Consider the following 16777-nt stretch of genomic DNA (forward strand, 5'->3'; position numbering starts at 1 on the left):
CGCCCTCGGCGGCCGGCGTGACGGCGGCGGCGACGACGAAGCTGGCGGCACGCAGCAGCGGACGGGCGTCGTGGTGCTGCGGCAGGGCGGTGGTGGCGCGCAGGCCGGTGGGCTCGACGCGCGCGAGCAGGTCGAGCTGGTCGGGGCGGGGGCCGTGCGGCTCGGCGGGCTCGACGGCGCCGAGAGACCCGGCATCCGACACGTCGGCGGCGGCGTGCAGCCCGTCAGGCCCGAGGGTCGCGGCGGCGGCACCGAGGGCGATGACGCCGGCGTCGGGGCGCAGGGCGTCGAGGTCGGTCGCGGTGGCCGTGGGGCCCGCCACGACGACGTCGGCCTCGGCCAGGGAGTCGGTCAGTCGGACGCCGACGGCGACGAGGTCGTCGCGCAGGGCGGCGAGCGCCGACTCGGCCCCGAGGACGTGTGCAAGAGGAAGTGACATGGCCTGCGCCCCTGTCCGTAGATTCTGCGGTCTGCTGACGCCAAGTTAACAGAATCTGTAGACGAGACCCCACCCCTTCAGGAGATCGTCCTGACTCACGCGGTCGATTCGGGCGTTCCCATCGCGCGTGCGAACCTCCCCCCACCTCCTAGATGGCGTCGCGCCTTCGGGCACCGAACACGGCTGCCTGCGTGCGCCGCTGCATATGGAGCTTGGCGAGCAGCCCGGAGACGTAGTTCTTCACGGTCTTCTCCGCGAGGTGGAGGCGGTCCCCGATCTCGCGGTTGGTCAGACCGTCGGCGATGAGGTCGAGGATCTGTGACTCGCGTGGGGTGAGGCCGACATCAGGGACAGCCGGCACACCGTCGGGCGTCGGCGAGCGAAGACGCTCGAGGAGAACGCCGACGAGGGCGGGGTCGATGAGCGAGCGTCCTTGCGAGACCTGCGTGATGGCGTCGGTGAGCGACACCCCTCGGATCTCCTTGAGCAGATAGCCGGAGGCACCGGCCATGACGGCTGCGAACAGGGCCTCGTCGTCGTCGTAGCTGGTGAGGATCAGGCAGCGCGTGGCCGGGGACGTGGACCTCACGGCCCGGCAGACGTCGATGCCACTCCCGTCCGGGAGTCGGGCGTCGAGCAGGGCGACGTCCGGCGCGGCGGCGGGGATGCGCCGTAGGGCTTCGGCGGCCGTCGACGCCTCTCCGACGACGAGGAGGCCGGGGTGGGAGTCGATGAGCTCGGTCAGGCCTCGGCGCACGATCTCGTGGTCGTCGAGGAGGAAGACACGGATGGGGCCGGTCTCGGCAGGCGAGGATGTGCGGCTCCCGGTCATGGCGCGGTCCCGGTGTCCGGACCCGCAGCCGTCGCGCCGGAGCCGTGCCCGCCCGCACGGTCCGGGCGTGCCTCGACTTCTCCGCCCGCCACGACCACCAGGCCGGCGGGTGGACGGTCCTGGGCCATGCCGGCGGCTTTCACGACCGATGGTGGCGCGAGTGTCGCGGTCCAGCGCAGCGTGGTGCCCGGCCGTGGCGCCGTGTCGTCGCCGGCGGCGACGGCACAGGTTCCTCCTCGAGCGACGGCTCGGGCGGCGAGGTTGGCGAGACCGGACCGTCGCTCGGCCTCATGACGGGTGAGACCGACGCCGTCGTCGCTGATCCGGACCGTGACGTGGGTGGGTTCGATGGTGATGGTCACGGTGGCGGCGGTGGCCCCTGCGTGTCGGGCGACGTTGGTCAGTCCTTCCCTGACGACCGCCTGCACGTCCGCCAGCAGCGCCTCGTCCGTCAGCAGGTGGCTCGGCCCGTCGACCTGGAGGGTGGGCTCGAACCCGAGCGCGGTAGCAGCAGAACGGACCGTGGTGGCAACTCGTCCGGCCAGCCCGTGGGGCTCGACGTGCTGCAGCTCGAAGATGGTCTCGCGAATCTGCCTGATGGTCAGGTCGAGGTCGTCGACGGCACGGATGATGAGTGGACGCAGGTCGTCGGGCGCACGTTGAGCGGCCGACTGCAGGCTCAGCCCGGTCGCGAAGACCTGCTGGATGACGTGGTCGTGCAGGTCGCGCGCGATGCGGTCGCGGTCCTCGAGCAGCACGAGGCGTTCGTTCTGTGACCGTGACTCGGCGAGGTCGAGGGCGATGGCGGCGTGTCTCGTGAACGACTGCGTCATCTCGAGGTCGGTGGTCGTGAACGACCTGGACCCCTTCACCCGGCCGACCATGGTCACCCCCAGCATCTCGCCGCTGCCGATGAGTGGGCACGCCATGACAGGCCCGACCTCGATCGCGTGCTGCAGATGGACGGGGTAGGAGTTGCGCGCTGAGGACGGTGACCGGAGTGGCGGCGCGACGGCTCCGTCCTCGTCGTGGCTCCGGGTGCCGTCGTGGTCGAGGATGACCGGGCGCCCGGCGTCCAGCACGGTTCCGGCCAACGAGCCCTCTCGCGGGTAGACGAAACCGACGAGCTCGTCGGCCTTCTTCCCCACGGCCACCCGCACCTCCAGCTGCGCCCGTGCGGGCGTCGTCATCGTCGGCCGGGCGTACCGGTGGTGGGGAAAGACGACGGTGACGAGGTCGGCGTCCGCGAGACGGAGGACGGCGGAGGCGATGTCGCGCAGGACGAGGTCGGGGGGCTCTTGCCGAAGCAGCGCCCGAGAGGTGTCGGCGGTGGCCAGCAGCCACTCCTGCCGGTGACGGGACTCCTCGTAGAGGCGTGCGTTCTCGATGGCGATGCCTGCGGTGGCCGCCATTGCGGTCAGCAGCTGTTCGTCCTGCTCGCTGAAGTCGCACCCGTCTTCGCGGTCGGCGAGGTACAGGTTGCCGAACACCTCGCCGCGGACGTGGACCGGCACCCCCAGGAAGGTCCCCATCTGAGGGTGACCCGGGGGGAAGCCCACGGCTCGAGGGTCCTCCTGGATCCGGTGCAGCCGGATGGGGGTGGGGTGCCGGACCAGCGCGCCGAGGACTCCGCGCCCCGAGGGAAGGGCGCCGACGCCGGCGACGGTCGCCGCATCCATCCCGGCGTGGATGAACTCATCGAGCACTCCGTCACGTCCGATGACGCCGAGGGCGGCGTACCGCGCCGAGGCGACCTCCCGGGCGGAGTCGACGATGCGGCGCAGCACCGCGGGGAGCGACAGCTCGGAGACGATGGACTGTGAGGCGTCGAGCAGGACCTGGAGACGGTGGTCGTCCCGCGGAGGCGTGGCCGGCAGCGGGTTGCTCGACACGCCGGAGAACGGCTGGTCCGTCGGTCCGCTGGCGCGGGGACGGTGACCTCGGGTCACGGGCTCAGGCTACTGGGGGCATGCCCCGCCCGTACAGTCCCGACTGGGTGCACATCGTCCGTCAGTGCGGGCGTGAAGGCCGGCCTCTGCGGGGCGAAGACCCGACCCGTCAGCTGGTCGACCGCGATACCGATGAAGAGGTTGCGAAGACCCGGCGCCCACGGGTCGACGCCGTCGACGGTCCACAGGCGGGTGAGCTGGGCAGGCGAGGCGATCGCGCCGGCCTGCCCGCGGGCCAGGACGCTCCATCCGGTGTGACCGTCCATCTGCAGCTCGTCGATCTCGAAGACCACGGAGGTGCGTCGGGTCAGCTCGGACAGGATCCCGGTCGGAGAGGTGCGGAACACGATGAGGTCGTCGCACCAGGCGTAGCTGACCGGGAACAGCTGCGGCCCGTGCGCGGAGTTCCAGGCCACGCGGCCGACCTCACCGGCCCTGATCTTCTCCTCGCACCTGCGGTCGGAGAGCGTGCCCACCCGGACCCGATGGGCGTTGTGTCGCGCCGCGTCGGATCCCACCCAGGAGGGCTGGTCCGCGCCCCCGCTGCGCTGCCGCGGGTCTGTCGCCGAGCGCGGCCTCTCGGTCATCGCAGCCACGGGAGCCGTCGAACCAGCCGCGTGTTCTGCCAGCGGCGTCCGAGCCCCCAGCTGTGGCCGGCGAAGGTGGCGGCCAAGGTGATGGCGGTCACGGCGTAGATGAGGTGGTAGTCCACGAGCGGGTTGACCGAGCCACTGGGTTCACCGGCGCCGGTGAACCGAGCCGGTGGCCACTCGGCCGCCCACATCATCACCATCATGATGCTCGTGGCCCAGGCGGTGACCACCATGGCGACGCCGCCCAGCAGCGCCAGCCCGATACCGAGCAGACCGAGCATGAACAGCCAGTCGACGAGCGCGTTGCCCGCCAGGGTGTGGAAGGTGTCGGTGAAGGGGCCCACCTCGACGTTGGCGAGGAAGCCTCGTGTGGGTGAGCCGCCTCGGATCCACGCCCGTTCGGAGGGAGTGGACCAGCCCAGGCCGAGGGTCTTGTCCGCGAAGGCCCACAGGAACACCAGCGCGAGGGCGATCCGGGTGACGGCGAGCCAGCGTGCCCCTGCGCCCGACGCGGGAAGGGCGGTGGTGACGAGCGTCTCCGGCGGGGCCGCGGTGGCCGTGGGTGCGTGGGTCACGGGAACCTCGTGACCTGTGGGTCCGTGCACGTGCCCGCCGCGTCTCCGGTCGGTGCGGCGCATGGCCCCGTCGTGATCGGCGCCGTGGGCGCCAGGGTTGCCGGTGGTGTGGCTGGTGGTGGACATGACGTGGTCCTTCCTTCGGGGTGAGGCACCGACGGGTCGTCGGAGCCCCGGTCACCATCAGCGTGGATGCCGTCACCTGGCCGGCGCCACGGCCGGTCGACCCGGGATGTGTAGGACCTTGGTCCCGGTTTTCCAGGGACGAAAAGACCTGTCACCGGTGACTACTCGACGCCACGCTTGATGACGTGCACCAGCAACCGGCAGCAGCCACCCCGGCCGTCCCGCTACGAGCCAGGGTCGATGACATGGCCGAGTCGGCCCTGTCGCGACAGCCCGAGCCGGAGGCCGAGTCAGCTCTGGGCGCCGCGCCGTCGCCCCCATGGAAGGAGAGACGAATGAGCACCGAGGCAGGCGAATCCACACTCACCCCCGCATCAGTTCCGGAGGTGAGTGACCTCAGCCTCGGCGTCCTCGTCGGGGTCGACGGCTCACCCGAGAGCCGGCTGGCGTTGGCGTGGGCGATGGACGAAGCACTGTCCCGAGGAACCGGCCTCACCGTGCTGGCGGTGTGGCACGTGTACCCGCTGGCCGAACCCACCGACGTCGGCTCGACCACGTGGTTCACCGCCGACCCTGCGGCCGCCACCGGTCAGTACCTCAGCCACGTCGTCGAGGACGTCAGAGCGCAACGCGGCACCCCCGGAGCGACGAAGCACTCCGCCGCGGACCTGACGGTGCGCCAGCTCATCCGGTCCGGCAGGGCTGACGACAACCTCGTGGAGCTGTCCGCTAAAGCGGAGGTGGTGGTGGTGGGTGCCCGCGGGCACGGCCTGAGCGGGCTGCTGGTGGGGTCGACCAGCACCTCGCTGGTGCAACGCAGCGCCTGCACCGTGGTCGTTCCGCGCTCACCGCGCCATGCATCCCGCGATGCATCCCGCGATGCCGGACGTGGATTACCGTCACAGCCGGACGAACCGGCACCGGCACCACCCGACCCAGCCGCCGGCCCGGCCCGATCCGGGCAGGCCGGGGACACCTCCGGTGACGGTCATGACCCGGCGCGGACGGGCGCCCTCCATTCCGGTCCGGACCGGGCGCGAGTCGACGACCACACCCTGGTGGTGGGCGTGGACGGGTCGCCCGAGAGTGTCGCCGCCCTGGAGTGGGCCTGCACGGAAGCGCGTCTGCGTCACCTCACCGTGGTGGTGGTGGCGGTGTGGAACATCGTCCCGGTCACCGTGGAGCCACTCCTGGGTACCGCTGCCTACGCGGCCGCCGACGCCGAGAGGACGACGAGGCAGACGCTCCGTCGCCTCGTCGTCGAGGCCGCCGAACGGCATCCTGACGTCGAGATAGCCGGTCAGGTGGCCGTCGGCCACCCCGCCGAGCAGCTGATGGCCATCGGGGCACCCGCAGCCATGCTCGTCGTCGGAGCCGTGGGCCACGGCGGCTTCCTCGGCATGATGATGGGCTCGACCAGCCGGACCGTGCTGGCTCACAGCCACACCACCGTCGTGGTCGTGCGGTGATGGACGAGCACCCGAGCCCCGACGCGCCCGTCCGGACGAAAGGTCGGGCGTGTGGGGCGGGCACGAACGTCCTCGTCGTGCCCGCCCCAGCCGGCTGCGGTGTCCCCCACCGTCAACCGGCTCATCGTGGACCAGAAGAGGGGGGCGGCCCCTCATCACTACCCTGGCGGTCCACGACTCTCCCTCCCCGGTCACGCCCGGTCAGCCGGGCGCTTTCCCCAGGCGGGAAGGGACGATCGCCACGGGCCGGTGGGCCCCCGTCATCACCCGCAGGCTGACGGAGCCGAGCAGCAGCCCGGCGAACCCGCCACGACCACGGGTTCCCAGCACCAGCAGCTCGGCCCGGTCCGCTTCCTCGGTCAGGACGCTCACCGCGTTGCCGTGCACCAGCACGGTCCGCACGTCGACATCCGGGTACTTCTCGCTCCAGCCCGCGAGCTGCTCCGAGACCAGCCGCAGCTCCCGGTCGTGCAGGTCGGGGTCCCACCCGTACCCTTCGGCGCCGGCGAGGTAGGCCCCACCCTCCTGCCACCACCAGCACGCCACTGCCGTCAGACCGGAACTGATGCGGCTCGCACGGTCGAAGGCGAACTCGATCGCACCGGAACACGATTCGCTCCCGTCGATGCCAACCGCCACCCGGCGCGGGGGCCTGTCCACGTCCTCGACCCCGTCCTGATCCGACGGGTCGCCCGGTTCGTCAGGCACCACGATGACCGCGCACCGGCTGTGGGCGGCGACTTGTGGTGCGGTCGCTCCGACCAGGACCGCCCTGCTGGCGTGGTGTCCGTGCCCGCCGACGACGACCGTGCTGGCCCGCTCGGACAGCCGCAGCAGCCGACCGGCAGCGTTGCCGGTCCGGGTCTCGCACGAGACGTCGACGTCCGGGGCGTGACGGCGCACGTACGCGACGCCGGCGGCGGTCGTCTCATCGTCATCTTCGTCGATGGCCAGGTTGACGACGATGTCCTCCGGCCACGCGATCATGTGCACCAGGTGCACTGCTCGACGGGCCACTCGCGCCTCACGCGTGGCCCACGCCAACGCGACCCGGCTGGAGACGCCCCCGTCGTAGCCGACCGCGATGGCACCGGCCGGCATCTCGTGCTTGACGCTCATCGTGCTTCCTCTCGGTTCATGACGACCCAGGTTCCGGCGTCTCAGGCGACGACGGTCAGGCGGTTGAGGACCCCGGTCACCCCCGGGGTGCCCCAGGCCGTGTTGGCGGCCTGACGGAACTCCGACCAGGAGTGCACCGTGCCCGTCAGCACGATCTGGGTGCCCTGGACCGAGACCGTGATGGTGCTGGCGTCCGTCTCGGCGTTGCGCACCAGCGCCTCGCGGATGTGGGTCCGGGCCTGGCCGGCCGCGAACGGCAGGTCCGGTTCCAGGACGACGTCGCTGCTGACCGACAGGACCCCGGGAAGGTCCTTCACGGCCCGGCGCGCGGCCTCACGCTGGTAGTTCCACGCGACCAGTCCCGTGAGCGTGATCCGGCCGTGGTCGACCGCAGCCTTGACCGAACCCGGCGGGATCGTGACGGTCGACTCGAGCGCGCGTGCCGCCTCCCGGGCGATGTCGACGTCCTCCCGGCGCCCACCCAGGTGCATCACGACGATGTTGTTCGCGACGGCGGTCACGCCCTTGACGCGGAACGCAGCAGCCACCGCCGCGTCCTTCTCCGGATAGGTGGGCACCTCCCCGGCCAAGGTCACGGCACCGTCGGTCACCGACACGCCGATGCGGTCGGCCTTGACGTCCGGCGACCATCTCAGCTCCTGCTCGAGCGATGACTTCAGGTCGCGGTCGGTGCGGTGCAGTGTGTCGCTCATGGAGCGATGGTGACCCCGACGCGCTCCGGTCGGCAGGGCCGAACGGCCCGTACCCGCAGGACCATCGACCCTGTCGCGAGCCGGGGAGTGGCGACCATCATCGATGTATGACCGTCCACACGCCCCCGCCCCGCTCCACCCCTTCCGGTGCCCCGACGCCATCGCACTCCCGGAGCACGACGCAGCCCACCGCGCCGGCCGTCACCACAGAGGTGCTGACCGTCCCCGAGTGCTGGACGCTCCTGCGTGCCGGAGTCATCGGGCGCCTCGCGGTCGCGACCGACGACGGCCCGGACATCTTCCCGGTCAACTACACGGTCGAGCATGGCAGCGTCGTCTTCCGCACCGACGCCGGCCGCAAGCTCACCATGGCCAGACATCAGGCGGTGGCCTTCGAGATCGACAGCTACGACACCACTACAGCCACCGCCTCGAGCGTCGTGCTGCGGGGCCGCGCGGACGAGATCCGGGACACGGACGAGATCGTCGAGGCCATGGCCCTGCCCCTGCTGCCCTGGCAGGACGGCCCGAAGGCGCGCTACGTGCGCATCGTGCCCCACAGCACCACCGGGCGACGCATCCACGTCGCCGGCGTCCTGCACACGCCCTTCTCGCGCTGAAGCCGAACCACCCGCTCTCCGTGACCGCCCCCCGGTCGACGCGTCACTCCGTCGACACACCCCGAGGGCGCGATGCCGAACATCCGGGGCCTCGGACCGGCGCCGAGGGCGTCCATGTCGAGGCCGGCGTAGACGCCCGACGCCCGTCGCCCGACGCCCGACGCCGACGAGTTCGCCGATGGGTTCCAGTGAACTCAGGGGGCCGAACGACGTCCCACAGAGCCTGGACGTGGCGCACGTCGGTGCCGCAGCAGCCACCGAGCACGTCGACGTTCGGCAGGGCGGCGAGCAGCGGTCCGTGGTCGCGGGCGAACTGCACGGGGTCGCCCTCGTCGAGCTCGGTGGCCTCGTCGAGCTCGGCGTGCGAGCGGGTCGAGGCGTTGCACCGCAGCCCGGTCACCCGCGTGAGCCACACCCCACCCGCGGCCAGGGCCGGCACGACGTGGGTGGGGTGCGCGCAGTTGACGAGGTACGAGTCGGGCGGGTCGCTCTCGTCGAGGGCGGCGATCGCCTCACCGACGGGCGTGCCGTCGGGTAGCCGGCCGTCGGTCTCGACGGTGAAGGAGACCTCGACGCGGATGCCGACCTCGCGCGCTGCCCGCACGACCCCGGCCGCCTCGCCAGGCTCGGCCAACGTGTAGACCGCGACCGAGTCGGCCCCGGCCGCGGTGAGCGCCTCGACCTGCGGCCGGTGGTAGCGCCGGGCCTCCTCGGGCTCGACCGCGCCGTCGCTGCGGTAGCCGTCACCGCGCGGGCCCATGGTCCCGACCACGGTGACGTCACCGATCGCTCCCGTGTACCGCTCGCGGTACGACTCGCGCAGCCCGGCGAGCAGCCGCACGGCGTCGCCGTCGGCCTGCGCCAGCGCGGCGGCGTCGTGGCCGAGCCGCGCACCCCAGTCGGGGTTGGCGCGCCAGGTGGGGGTCTCGAGGCGCAGGCCCGCGCCCGCTCGCGCGGCCACCGCGGCGTAGCCGTCGTAGTAGTCGACGAGCAGCCGTCGCCCGCGCTCCGACTCGAGCATGGGGTATGCGGCGAAGTGCGGCAGGTCGACACCGTGGTGGAAGATCAGGTCGGTCTCGAGACCGCCGTCGGTCACCGTCCATGCAGGCATGGGGCCTCCCTCGCCGTCGTCTCCAGTGTGGTGGCAGGCGGGGCCTCCGCGATACCTCGTGACGGATGCCGGTCGGCTCGCGACGGGTGAACGGCGCCGCCAGGGGTACAGGGCCAGCGACCGGCAGGGCGCTCGCTCCCCGGACCACCGCGTCCGAAGGGGTGCACCGTGACCGAGGACCTCGACGACACCCGGGCGACTCGGCCGGCCGATGGCCGGGGCGCAGCTGCGGACGGTTCGCCCACCGGCGCTGCGGTCGCGTCCGGGGCGCCGACCCCTGGCCCGACGGTCGCACGAGCCCCAGCAACGGGGTCACGGCGCCTCTTCCCCGACCTGCTCGGCGACGCCGGTGACTGACCGGACAGCTGGCCGGTGACCGGCCGGCGCGCGAAACCGGTTGACCCGCGACCGCCCGCCGTGATGAGGATGGTCTACCGTCCGCGACCGCGGGCGGCTCGTCACGAGGAGCGCGACCCGCGCGGAGAGCGAGGCTGCCATGAGGGCATGCTCAGCGACCACCGCCCCCGCACACGCCTCGCGCGGTCTCTGAACCGCGCCCCACGGCATCCGACGTCGTGGCGGACGGCCCTACCGTCACGCCCGCGCCCGCCGTGGCCGAGCCGACCCGGAGCGGGCTGCCCCCGGTCCGCGGGTGCGTGATGCGGGAGACGCCGCCACTCCCGACCCGGCGACCGGCCGACCGGTCGACCCCGCCAGGCACCCTCCGACGAGAACGAGACCCTCATGCTCCCCCTGACCGAGGTGCAGATCCGCGCCAGCTTCGTCAACTGCTCCCGCCGTGAGGCGGCCCAGGCCCGGGCCCCGGCCGACCTCGAGAACCTCCCGTGGGACGACCTCGACCTGCTCGGCTGGCCCGACCGGCACAACCCCGACCGCATCAACCTCGTGCTGCCGGTCGACGACGGGGCGGTCGGCATCGTGCTGCGACCGGCCGCCGCCGGCGCGAAGAAGCGCGCGCTGTGCTCGTGGTGCGAGGACGTCGTCGCCACCGGCAACGTGCGCCTGCTCGTCGCGCGTCGCGCCGGGGCGGCCGGTCGCAACGGCAACTCGATCGGCGTGCTCGTGCACGACGACCTCAGCTGCTCGGCCCACGTGCGGCGCCCCCCGACCACGCTCGAGGGGGGCGTCGACGCCGAGGCCATGGTCGAACGCCGGGTGGCCGAGCTGCGCTCTCGCACGAGGGCGTTCGCCGAGCACGTGCGCTACGGCTGACGTCCCCGGATGCCGGTGGGTCGTGTGCGGTGGCACGGGTCGGGGCGCGGACCGACGCACTCAACCCCACGGCATCCGGCACCCTGCGGCACGGTTGACGGGTCGGTGCCCCGTCAGGTGCCCTGCGTGGGCGGGGCTCCGCCGGGCCCGCCGCCACCGGGGGCACCGCCACCTCCGCCGGGGGCGCCACCCCCGGTGGTGGTGGTTCGGGTGTCGACCGGGACGGTGAGCGAGACCGTGTACCCGGACGTGACGTCGCCGCTGACGGTGGCGAGCTGCCGCGCCCCGCCGTCGTCGCCGAAGACGTTGTCGCTCGTGAGGCTGACCTGCTGCAAGTTCGCGACGGACGCGGAGTACCCGTCGGTGGCATATACGGTCTCGCACGTGGACTGCGGCAGGGCCACCTGCGACGTCGCGACGAGGCTGGCCGTGTCGGTGATGGAGGCCTGGTCGGGGTAGACCTCGAAGTGGATGTGCGGCCAGCGGCTGGAGTAGCAGGCGGGGACGATGCTCGTGAACCTCACGACGCCCGAGTCGTCGGCCACCTGCACGCCGCGCAGGTAGTTCTCGCCGGTGATGCCGTCGGAGTAGAGCGAGTAGCGCCCCTCGCGGTCGCAGTGCCAGACGTAGACGGCCACGCCCGCGAAGGGGGCCCCACCGTTCGCGAGATCGGTGACGGTCAGCTCGAGGGTCATCGGCACCCCCTCGGCCGTCCCCGTCGCCCCGCCGAAGCTCGAGCGGATGTCCTGCCGTACGACGCCGCTCTGCTCGAGCACGTCGGCGCCGTTCGAGCCGTCACCGGGATAGGGGCCGGCGGTCTCGTCGGGGATCTCCGTCGACGTCGAGCCGGACGTCGACGAGGCCGAGGACGCAGACGACGCAGTGGTGCTCGGTGTGCCCCCGACGGCCGTGCTGCAGGCGGCCAGGCCGACGGCCGACGCGCCGAGCCCGAAGAGGCGAAGGGCGTTGCGACGACTGACGATCGTCACCACGTCGAACTGCAGGCCCTGGTCGACGAGCTCCTCGTCGGGCTTGGGCAGGCGCCGGCCCTCGTAGGTGGGCGGGCTGGTGACGTCGATCGGTCGAGCGTTCATGGCGGGTACTCCATCGGTCGGGCGTGGATCACTGGTGGGTGGCTGTTGACCCGACCCTGACCGTCGGCCGTGTGCCGGGTGTGTGCCCGTCCTGTGCGCCCTCTGTGGCACCCCCGGCCCGAAGTGGGCGCTACGCCATCTCCACCTACCCACCGAAATTCGGGTGAATTTTGCAAACTGCGCCAATCGGTCACGACCGCTAGTGTTCGTGGAGGCGGGTGCATCGTCGCACCATCGGGGTGACGGCGGCGCCGCCTCTTCTCGTCAGGAGAAACCGCATGCGCACCAGGACTTACCGCCTCGCCGGTGCCACCTTCGCCTCGGCCGCAGTTCTGGCCCTGACCGTCGGGCCGGCCTTCGCCGCCGACAACGCCTGGGTCAGCGCCAACCTCAAGCCCGTCGTAGAGAACGGCGTCAAGGGCAGCGGCACCGCCATGGTCGAGGTCGACGGCACCACCATCACCGTCACCATGGCCGCCATGGGCCTGCTGCCCGACGCCCCCCACGCCGCCCACATCCACTTCTCCGCCGCCGCCCGCCACGAATGCCCCGCCGTCACCGACGACAAGAGCGGCGACGGCACCATCAACACCACCGAAGGCGGCCCCGCCTACGGCGACATCGTCGTCTCCCTCACCAAGACCGGAGACACCAGCCCCGCCAGCGGCCTGGCCGTCGACCGGTTCGACACCGCCCCCGGCGGCAAGATCAGCTACGAACGCGGCAGCATCAAGGTCTCCCAGGGCGTCGCCGACGCCATCACCAAGGGCCAGTCCGTCGTCGTCATCCACGGCGTGGACCACAACCACGACGGCAAGTACGACGGCGACACCAAGAGCGACCTCGACCCCAGCCTGCCCACCGAGGCCACCGACCCCGCCCTCTGCGGAGCCCTGCGCGTCGCCCCCGCCGGCGGCATGCACACCGGCGGCGGCCAGATCACCGGCCAGACCGGACAGGACGGCACCAACACCGGCATGCTCGCCCTCGGCGGCGGCCTGCTCCTGGCCGCAGCCGGCACCGGAGCCTTCGCCGCCAAGCGCCGCAACACCGCCCGCGCCGGCGCCTGAGCCCCACCGGGGCCTGCGGTCGGGCGTGAGTCCGACCGCAGGCCCTGTCACGAGGTGACCACCGCCGCTCCACGGGGGCCGCGGTGGTCACCTCCCGCTCGGAACAGCGCAGCACCGCTCGGCTCGACGACACCGTCGCCGACGACGAGGCTGGGTCACCCCCGGGGTCGGTCCTCCCGCTCCCCCGATGAGAGAGCGCTGCGTAGGCGAGCCGCCTGCCGGGTGAGGTGGTCGCGCTCGGCGGTGTCGGTCGCGAGCCGCGCCGCCTCGGCATAGAGGTCGGCGGCGAGGGCGGTGCTGCCGTCCTTCTCGTGCACGTGGGCCAGCGCCGCCCGGTAGCGCGGCAGACCGGGGTCGAGCGCCGCCAGCGCGGCGAGACCGGCGCGCGGCCCGTCGGCCTCGGCCCGGGCGACCGCGCGGTTGAGCCGCACCACCGGGCTGTCGGTCAGCCGCACCAGCTCGTCGTACCAGGACACGATCTGCACCCAGTCGGTCTCGTCGACGTGGCGGGCGTCGGCGTGCAGGGCGGCGACCGCGGCCTGCGCCTGGTACTCCCCGAGCCGGTCACGGGCGAGGGCACGCTGCAGGATACCGACGCCCTCGGCGACGAGGTCGGTGTCCCACCGCGACCGGTCCTGCTCGCGCAGCGGCACGATCGCGCCGGCCGGCGTGCGGCGCGCGTCGCGGCGGGCGTGGTGCAGCAGCATGAGTGCGAGCAGGCCCGCGGCCTCCTGCTCGTCGGTCAGGTCGACAACCTGGCGGGCCAGACGGATCGCCTCGGCGGCGAGGTCGACCTCGCCCCCGTGGCCCTCGTTGAAGACGAGGTACAACACCCGCAGCACGGTCGCGAGGTCGCCCGGCCGGTCGAGGGGCACGTCGCGCACGGCCCGCTTCGCCCGGCTGATGCGCTGCGCCATCGTGGCCTCGGGGACGAGGTACGCCGTGGCGATCTGACGGGTGGTCAGCCCACCGACGGCTCGCAGGGTCAGCGCGACCGCCGACGACGGGCTGAGCGACGGGTGGGCGCAGAGCGCGTAGAGCCGCAGCGTGTCGTCGGTCGACGTGACGGGGCCGGCCTCGGGCTCGACCCCCACCCGCTCCTCCCGTCGACGCCTCGACGACTCCGAGCGGGCCTGGTCGACGACCCGTCGCCACGCCGCGGTCACGAGCCAGCCCTTGGGGTCGCGGGGCGGGTCGTCGGGCCACGAACGCCACGCGGAGACGAGAGCGTCCTGCACGGCATCCTCTGCCGTCGCGAAGTCGACGCCGCGACGGCAGAGGACGCCGATGACGGCTGGCGTCAAGGTGCGCAGCAGCCCTTCGTCGACGACGCCGCCGGCCGCGCTCACCCGGCCGTACTCACTCGTCGATGGTCGTCGGGTTGTCGAGGAACGGGCGCACCTCGAGCCACTCGTAGAGGGGCTCGCCGCCGCGTCCGGGCGCCGCCGACAGCTCGCCCGCCAGCTCGAGGGCGCGGTCGTAGGAGTCGACGTCGACGACCATCCAGCCGGCGATGAGGTCCTTCGTCTCGGCGAACGGCCCGTCGGTGACCGGCGGGCGACCCGGGCCGTCGTAGCGCACGAAGGTGCCCTCCGGCGACAGCGCCTGGCCGTCGACCCACTCGCCCGTGCCCTCGAGCCGCTTGGCGAAGTCATCCATGAACCCGATGTGGGCATCGACCTCCTCGGGGCTCCACTGGTCCATCGGGGCCGCGTCGCCGTAGGGGGCCGGGTTGCCGCGGTAGTGCTTGAGGATGAGGTACTTCATGGTCTGCTCCTTCGTCGGTGCGGCCGGTCCGACCGCGTACACCCCTGGGACGGGGCCGCCTCGCCGTTCTCGACATGACCCGGCGAACTCGTCGCGAGAAGTCTCTTGCGAGTCTGCGCCCGACGGCCGCCGGCCGGCCCGTCAGACCTCGAGGCCCCCGTCGCGCAGCTCGCGCCGGTAGTGCTCGCTGAGGGCCGGCTCGTAGTCGGCGAAGTCGACCGCGGACACGTCGGCACCGGTCTCGGCGGCGACGAGCCGGTCGAGGTAGTAGTCCCACCCCGGGCCCACGCTGAGGGCGAGCTCGGCGCCGGTGACCTCCTGGGCGAAGGTCAGGGTGGTCACGCCGTCGGACTCGGCGAGGGTCAGCTCCCACCGCCAGGGCGCGTCCTCACCGGGTGGCATCGAGCGCATGACGAGCCGGGTCGGGCGCTTGCAGACGTCGACCCAGATCGTCTCGTCGGGCACGTCGTCGCCCTCGGCGGTCATGCGGAAGGTCACCCGGCCGGTGGCGGGGTCGCCGGTCCACGTGCCGATCCAGCGCTCGAGCCGCTCGGGCTCGGTGACGGCGTCCCACACGTCGTCGATCGGTGCCCGGAAGGTGCGCTCGAACTCCAGCAGGGGGATGCCGGTGCGCCGGGTCAGCCGTCCGGTCGCCGTCGGGGGTGCCTGGGTGGGTGGCTGGGTGGGGGGCTGGGTGGGGCTCATGCGGTCTCCTCTGTCGTCGTCGTCGCCGCCGCCGTCGTGCGTCGGGCGGTCGGTCGGCCGTGGCGACGGTCGGCCCCGGTGCGACGCACCTCGAGGTCGAGCCCGTCGAGATGGCCCTCCGTGAAGCGAGGTCGGGGGGCCGACCCCTGCGCGGCCCGGGCGTCGGTCGACGCCGCGCCGTCGTCCGCGGCGAGCTCGTCGAGCAGCCGACGGACGGGCTCCAGACCCGCCGGGAGCAGCCGGTAGTGACGCTCCCGACCCCGGTCGTCGGCAGTCGTCAGCCCCGCCTCGGTGAGCACCCGGAGGTGGCGGCTGATGGCCGGCCGGCTGATGTCGTGGGCGGCGGCGAGGTCGACGACCCGAGCCGGACCGTCGACCAGACGACGCAGCAGGTCACGTCGCACCGGGTCGGCCACGGCCTCGAACACGTCCACCCTCGTATTGGTAACGCAATCGTTACGAGACGTCAAGGGTGGCGGTCTCGGTGACGCGACCGACCGGCATCCGGGCCGCTCGTCAGGAGGGCGGTGTGTACCGACCGTCGATCGCGGTCCACCCGCCGTCGACGAAGAGCTGGCTGCCCGTGACGAAGCTCGAGGCGTCGGACGCGAGGTAGACGACCGCGCCGGCCAGCTCGTGGGCGTGCGACCAGCGACCGAGGGCGCTCTTGCTCGCGTACGCCTCCGACCACTCGGGCACGGCCCGGATCTGCGCGGTCAGGGGCGTGTCGACGACGCCCGGGGCGACGGCGTTGACGCGCACCCCCGAGGGGCCCAGCTCGACCGCGGCGGCGCGCAGCAGCTGGACGAGGCCGGCCTTGGTCGCGGCGTAGACGCCCTGCCCGGGCTCGACGCTCACGGCGCGGATGGAGCTGAAGCCGACGATGCTGCCGCGGCCACGCGCGGCCATGCCGGCCCCGAAGGCGCGCACCAGCTCGAACGAGGCCCGGAGGTTGAGGGCGACGACGCGGTCGAACTCCTCACCCGAGTAGTCGAGCAGCCGCTTGCGCACGTTGGTCGCGGCGGTGAAGACGAGGACGTCGACGCCGCCGTCGGCGTCGAGGTCTCGGGCCGCGCGGGCGACGGCATCCGCGTCGAGCACGTCGAGCTGCAGCGCCCGCGCTCCCCCGCCGAGGTCGACGGTCGTCTGCGCCGCCGCCACGTCCCGGTCGGCGCACACGACCTCGGCGCCGTGGGCGGCGAGGGCGAGGGCGCACTCGCGGCCGATGCCGCTGCCGGCCCCGACGACGACGGCCCGCCGCCCGTCGAGGCGGAACAGCCGGGTGTAGTCGATCGCCTCGGTCGTGTCGGTGGGTTGGGTCGTGTCGGTGGCTGCGGTCGTCTCGGTCGTGGCGGTGGGCTC

At 72.7% G+C, this 16777-nt stretch carries 17 protein-coding genes; 4 read left to right on the forward strand and 13 right to left on the reverse strand.

The features are described 5' to 3' along the window. Nucleotides 1–587: 587 nt before the first annotated feature. The 4 genes from DFJ68_RS15170 to DFJ68_RS15185 are packed head-to-tail and all read right to left on the reverse strand — an operon-like array spanning nucleotide 588 to nucleotide 4388. The gene (locus DFJ68_RS15170; RefSeq protein ID WP_121034456.1) at nucleotides 588–1271 is read right to left on the reverse strand and encodes a response regulator; all 684 of its coding nucleotides are present in this window, start codon (nucleotides 1269–1271) and stop codon (nucleotides 588–590) included. Beyond that, nucleotides 1268–3220, reverse strand: a complete 1953-nt coding sequence (locus tag DFJ68_RS15175; protein ID WP_121034457.1) for a sensor histidine kinase — start codon at nucleotides 3218–3220, stop codon at nucleotides 1268–1270. The genes DFJ68_RS15170 and DFJ68_RS15175 overlap by 4 nt, the downstream gene beginning before the upstream one ends. Continuing rightward, nucleotides 3217–3807 carry a pyridoxamine 5'-phosphate oxidase family protein gene (locus tag DFJ68_RS15180; RefSeq protein WP_147431611.1) on the reverse strand — a complete coding sequence of 197 codons (591 nt, stop codon included), beginning with the start codon at nucleotides 3805–3807 and terminating at the stop codon, nucleotides 3217–3219. Before DFJ68_RS15180 ends, DFJ68_RS15175 begins: the two co-directional genes overlap by 4 nt. Further along, a complete protein-coding gene (locus tag DFJ68_RS15185) occupies nucleotides 3804–4388 on the reverse strand; it encodes a hypothetical protein (RefSeq protein ID WP_147431612.1) in 585 nt (194 codons plus the stop codon). The genes DFJ68_RS15180 and DFJ68_RS15185 overlap by 4 nt, the downstream gene beginning before the upstream one ends. Nucleotides 4389–4759: 371 nt before the next feature. On the opposite strand from DFJ68_RS15185, the gene DFJ68_RS15190 reads away from it, so the two are divergent. Then, nucleotides 4760–5983, forward strand: a complete 1224-nt coding sequence (locus tag DFJ68_RS15190; protein WP_121034460.1) for a universal stress protein — start codon at nucleotides 4760–4762, stop codon at nucleotides 5981–5983. A 201-nt stretch (nucleotides 5984–6184) separates the two neighbouring features. Here the strand turns inward: DFJ68_RS15190 and DFJ68_RS15195 are convergent, their stop codons facing one another. Further along, complete coding sequence (locus DFJ68_RS15195) at nucleotides 6185–7102, reverse strand: universal stress protein (RefSeq protein ID WP_121034461.1); 918 nt, start codon at nucleotides 7100–7102, stop codon at nucleotides 6185–6187. Nucleotides 7103–7143: 41 nt separating this feature from the next. Further along, the gene (locus DFJ68_RS15200; protein ID WP_170165791.1) at nucleotides 7144–7815 is read right to left on the reverse strand and encodes a BON domain-containing protein; all 672 of its coding nucleotides are present in this window, start codon (nucleotides 7813–7815) and stop codon (nucleotides 7144–7146) included. Between the two features lie 107 nt (nucleotides 7816–7922). Here DFJ68_RS15200 and DFJ68_RS15205 point away from each other — a divergent pair, with 107 nt between their 5' ends. Next, entirely contained in the window at nucleotides 7923–8435 is a 513-nt protein-coding gene (locus DFJ68_RS15205) for a pyridoxamine 5'-phosphate oxidase family protein (protein ID WP_121035426.1), read from the forward strand. A gap of 43 nt (nucleotides 8436–8478) precedes the next feature. Here the strand turns inward: DFJ68_RS15205 and DFJ68_RS15210 are convergent, their stop codons facing one another. After that, nucleotides 8479–9546 (reverse strand): homocysteine S-methyltransferase family protein, encoded by a 1068-nt coding sequence (locus DFJ68_RS15210; protein WP_121034463.1) that lies wholly within the window; start codon nucleotides 9544–9546, stop codon nucleotides 8479–8481. A gap of 744 nt (nucleotides 9547–10290) precedes the next feature. Between DFJ68_RS15210 and DFJ68_RS15215 the strand changes: the two genes are divergently transcribed. After that, nucleotides 10291–10779, forward strand: a complete 489-nt coding sequence (locus DFJ68_RS15215) for an FBP domain-containing protein (RefSeq protein ID WP_121034464.1) — start codon at nucleotides 10291–10293, stop codon at nucleotides 10777–10779. 113 nt (nucleotides 10780–10892) lie between these two features. Here DFJ68_RS15215 and DFJ68_RS15220 read toward each other — a convergent pair whose 3' ends face one another. Continuing rightward, a complete protein-coding gene (locus DFJ68_RS15220) occupies nucleotides 10893–11873 on the reverse strand; it encodes an intradiol ring-cleavage dioxygenase (RefSeq protein WP_121034465.1) in 981 nt (326 codons plus the stop codon). A 278-nt stretch (nucleotides 11874–12151) separates the two neighbouring features. Between DFJ68_RS15220 and DFJ68_RS15225 the strand changes: the two genes are divergently transcribed. Next, nucleotides 12152–12943 carry a hypothetical protein gene (locus tag DFJ68_RS15225; protein WP_121034466.1) on the forward strand — a complete coding sequence of 264 codons (792 nt, stop codon included), beginning with the start codon at nucleotides 12152–12154 and terminating at the stop codon, nucleotides 12941–12943. Nucleotides 12944–13098: 155 nt separating this feature from the next. Here DFJ68_RS15225 and DFJ68_RS15230 read toward each other — a convergent pair whose 3' ends face one another. The 5 genes from DFJ68_RS15230 to DFJ68_RS15250 all read right to left on the reverse strand — a co-directional run bounded on the left by DFJ68_RS15230 (nucleotide 13099) and on the right by DFJ68_RS15250 (nucleotide 16708). Further along, a complete protein-coding gene (locus tag DFJ68_RS15230; protein WP_121034467.1) occupies nucleotides 13099–14292 on the reverse strand; it encodes an RNA polymerase sigma factor in 1194 nt (397 codons plus the stop codon). 10 nt (nucleotides 14293–14302) lie between these two features. Then, complete coding sequence (locus tag DFJ68_RS15235) at nucleotides 14303–14710, reverse strand: YciI family protein (protein ID WP_121035427.1); 408 nt, start codon at nucleotides 14708–14710, stop codon at nucleotides 14303–14305. 141 nt (nucleotides 14711–14851) lie between these two features. Further along, nucleotides 14852–15415, reverse strand: coding sequence for an SRPBCC domain-containing protein (locus DFJ68_RS15240; protein WP_121034468.1), 564 nt, complete (start codon nucleotides 15413–15415; stop codon nucleotides 14852–14854). Continuing rightward, the gene (locus tag DFJ68_RS15245) at nucleotides 15412–15843 is read right to left on the reverse strand and encodes an ArsR/SmtB family transcription factor (protein ID WP_245963683.1); all 432 of its coding nucleotides are present in this window, start codon (nucleotides 15841–15843) and stop codon (nucleotides 15412–15414) included. Before DFJ68_RS15245 ends, DFJ68_RS15240 begins: the two co-directional genes overlap by 4 nt. Nucleotides 15844–15931: 88 nt before the next feature. Further along, nucleotides 15932–16708, reverse strand: a complete 777-nt coding sequence (locus DFJ68_RS15250) for an SDR family NAD(P)-dependent oxidoreductase (protein WP_121035428.1) — start codon at nucleotides 16706–16708, stop codon at nucleotides 15932–15934. Between the last annotated feature and the right edge of the window lie 69 nt (nucleotides 16709–16777).

The sequence above is a fragment of the Terracoccus luteus genome, from assembly GCF_003635045.1.
Lineage (GTDB): Bacteria > Actinomycetota > Actinomycetes > Actinomycetales > Dermatophilaceae > Terracoccus > Terracoccus luteus.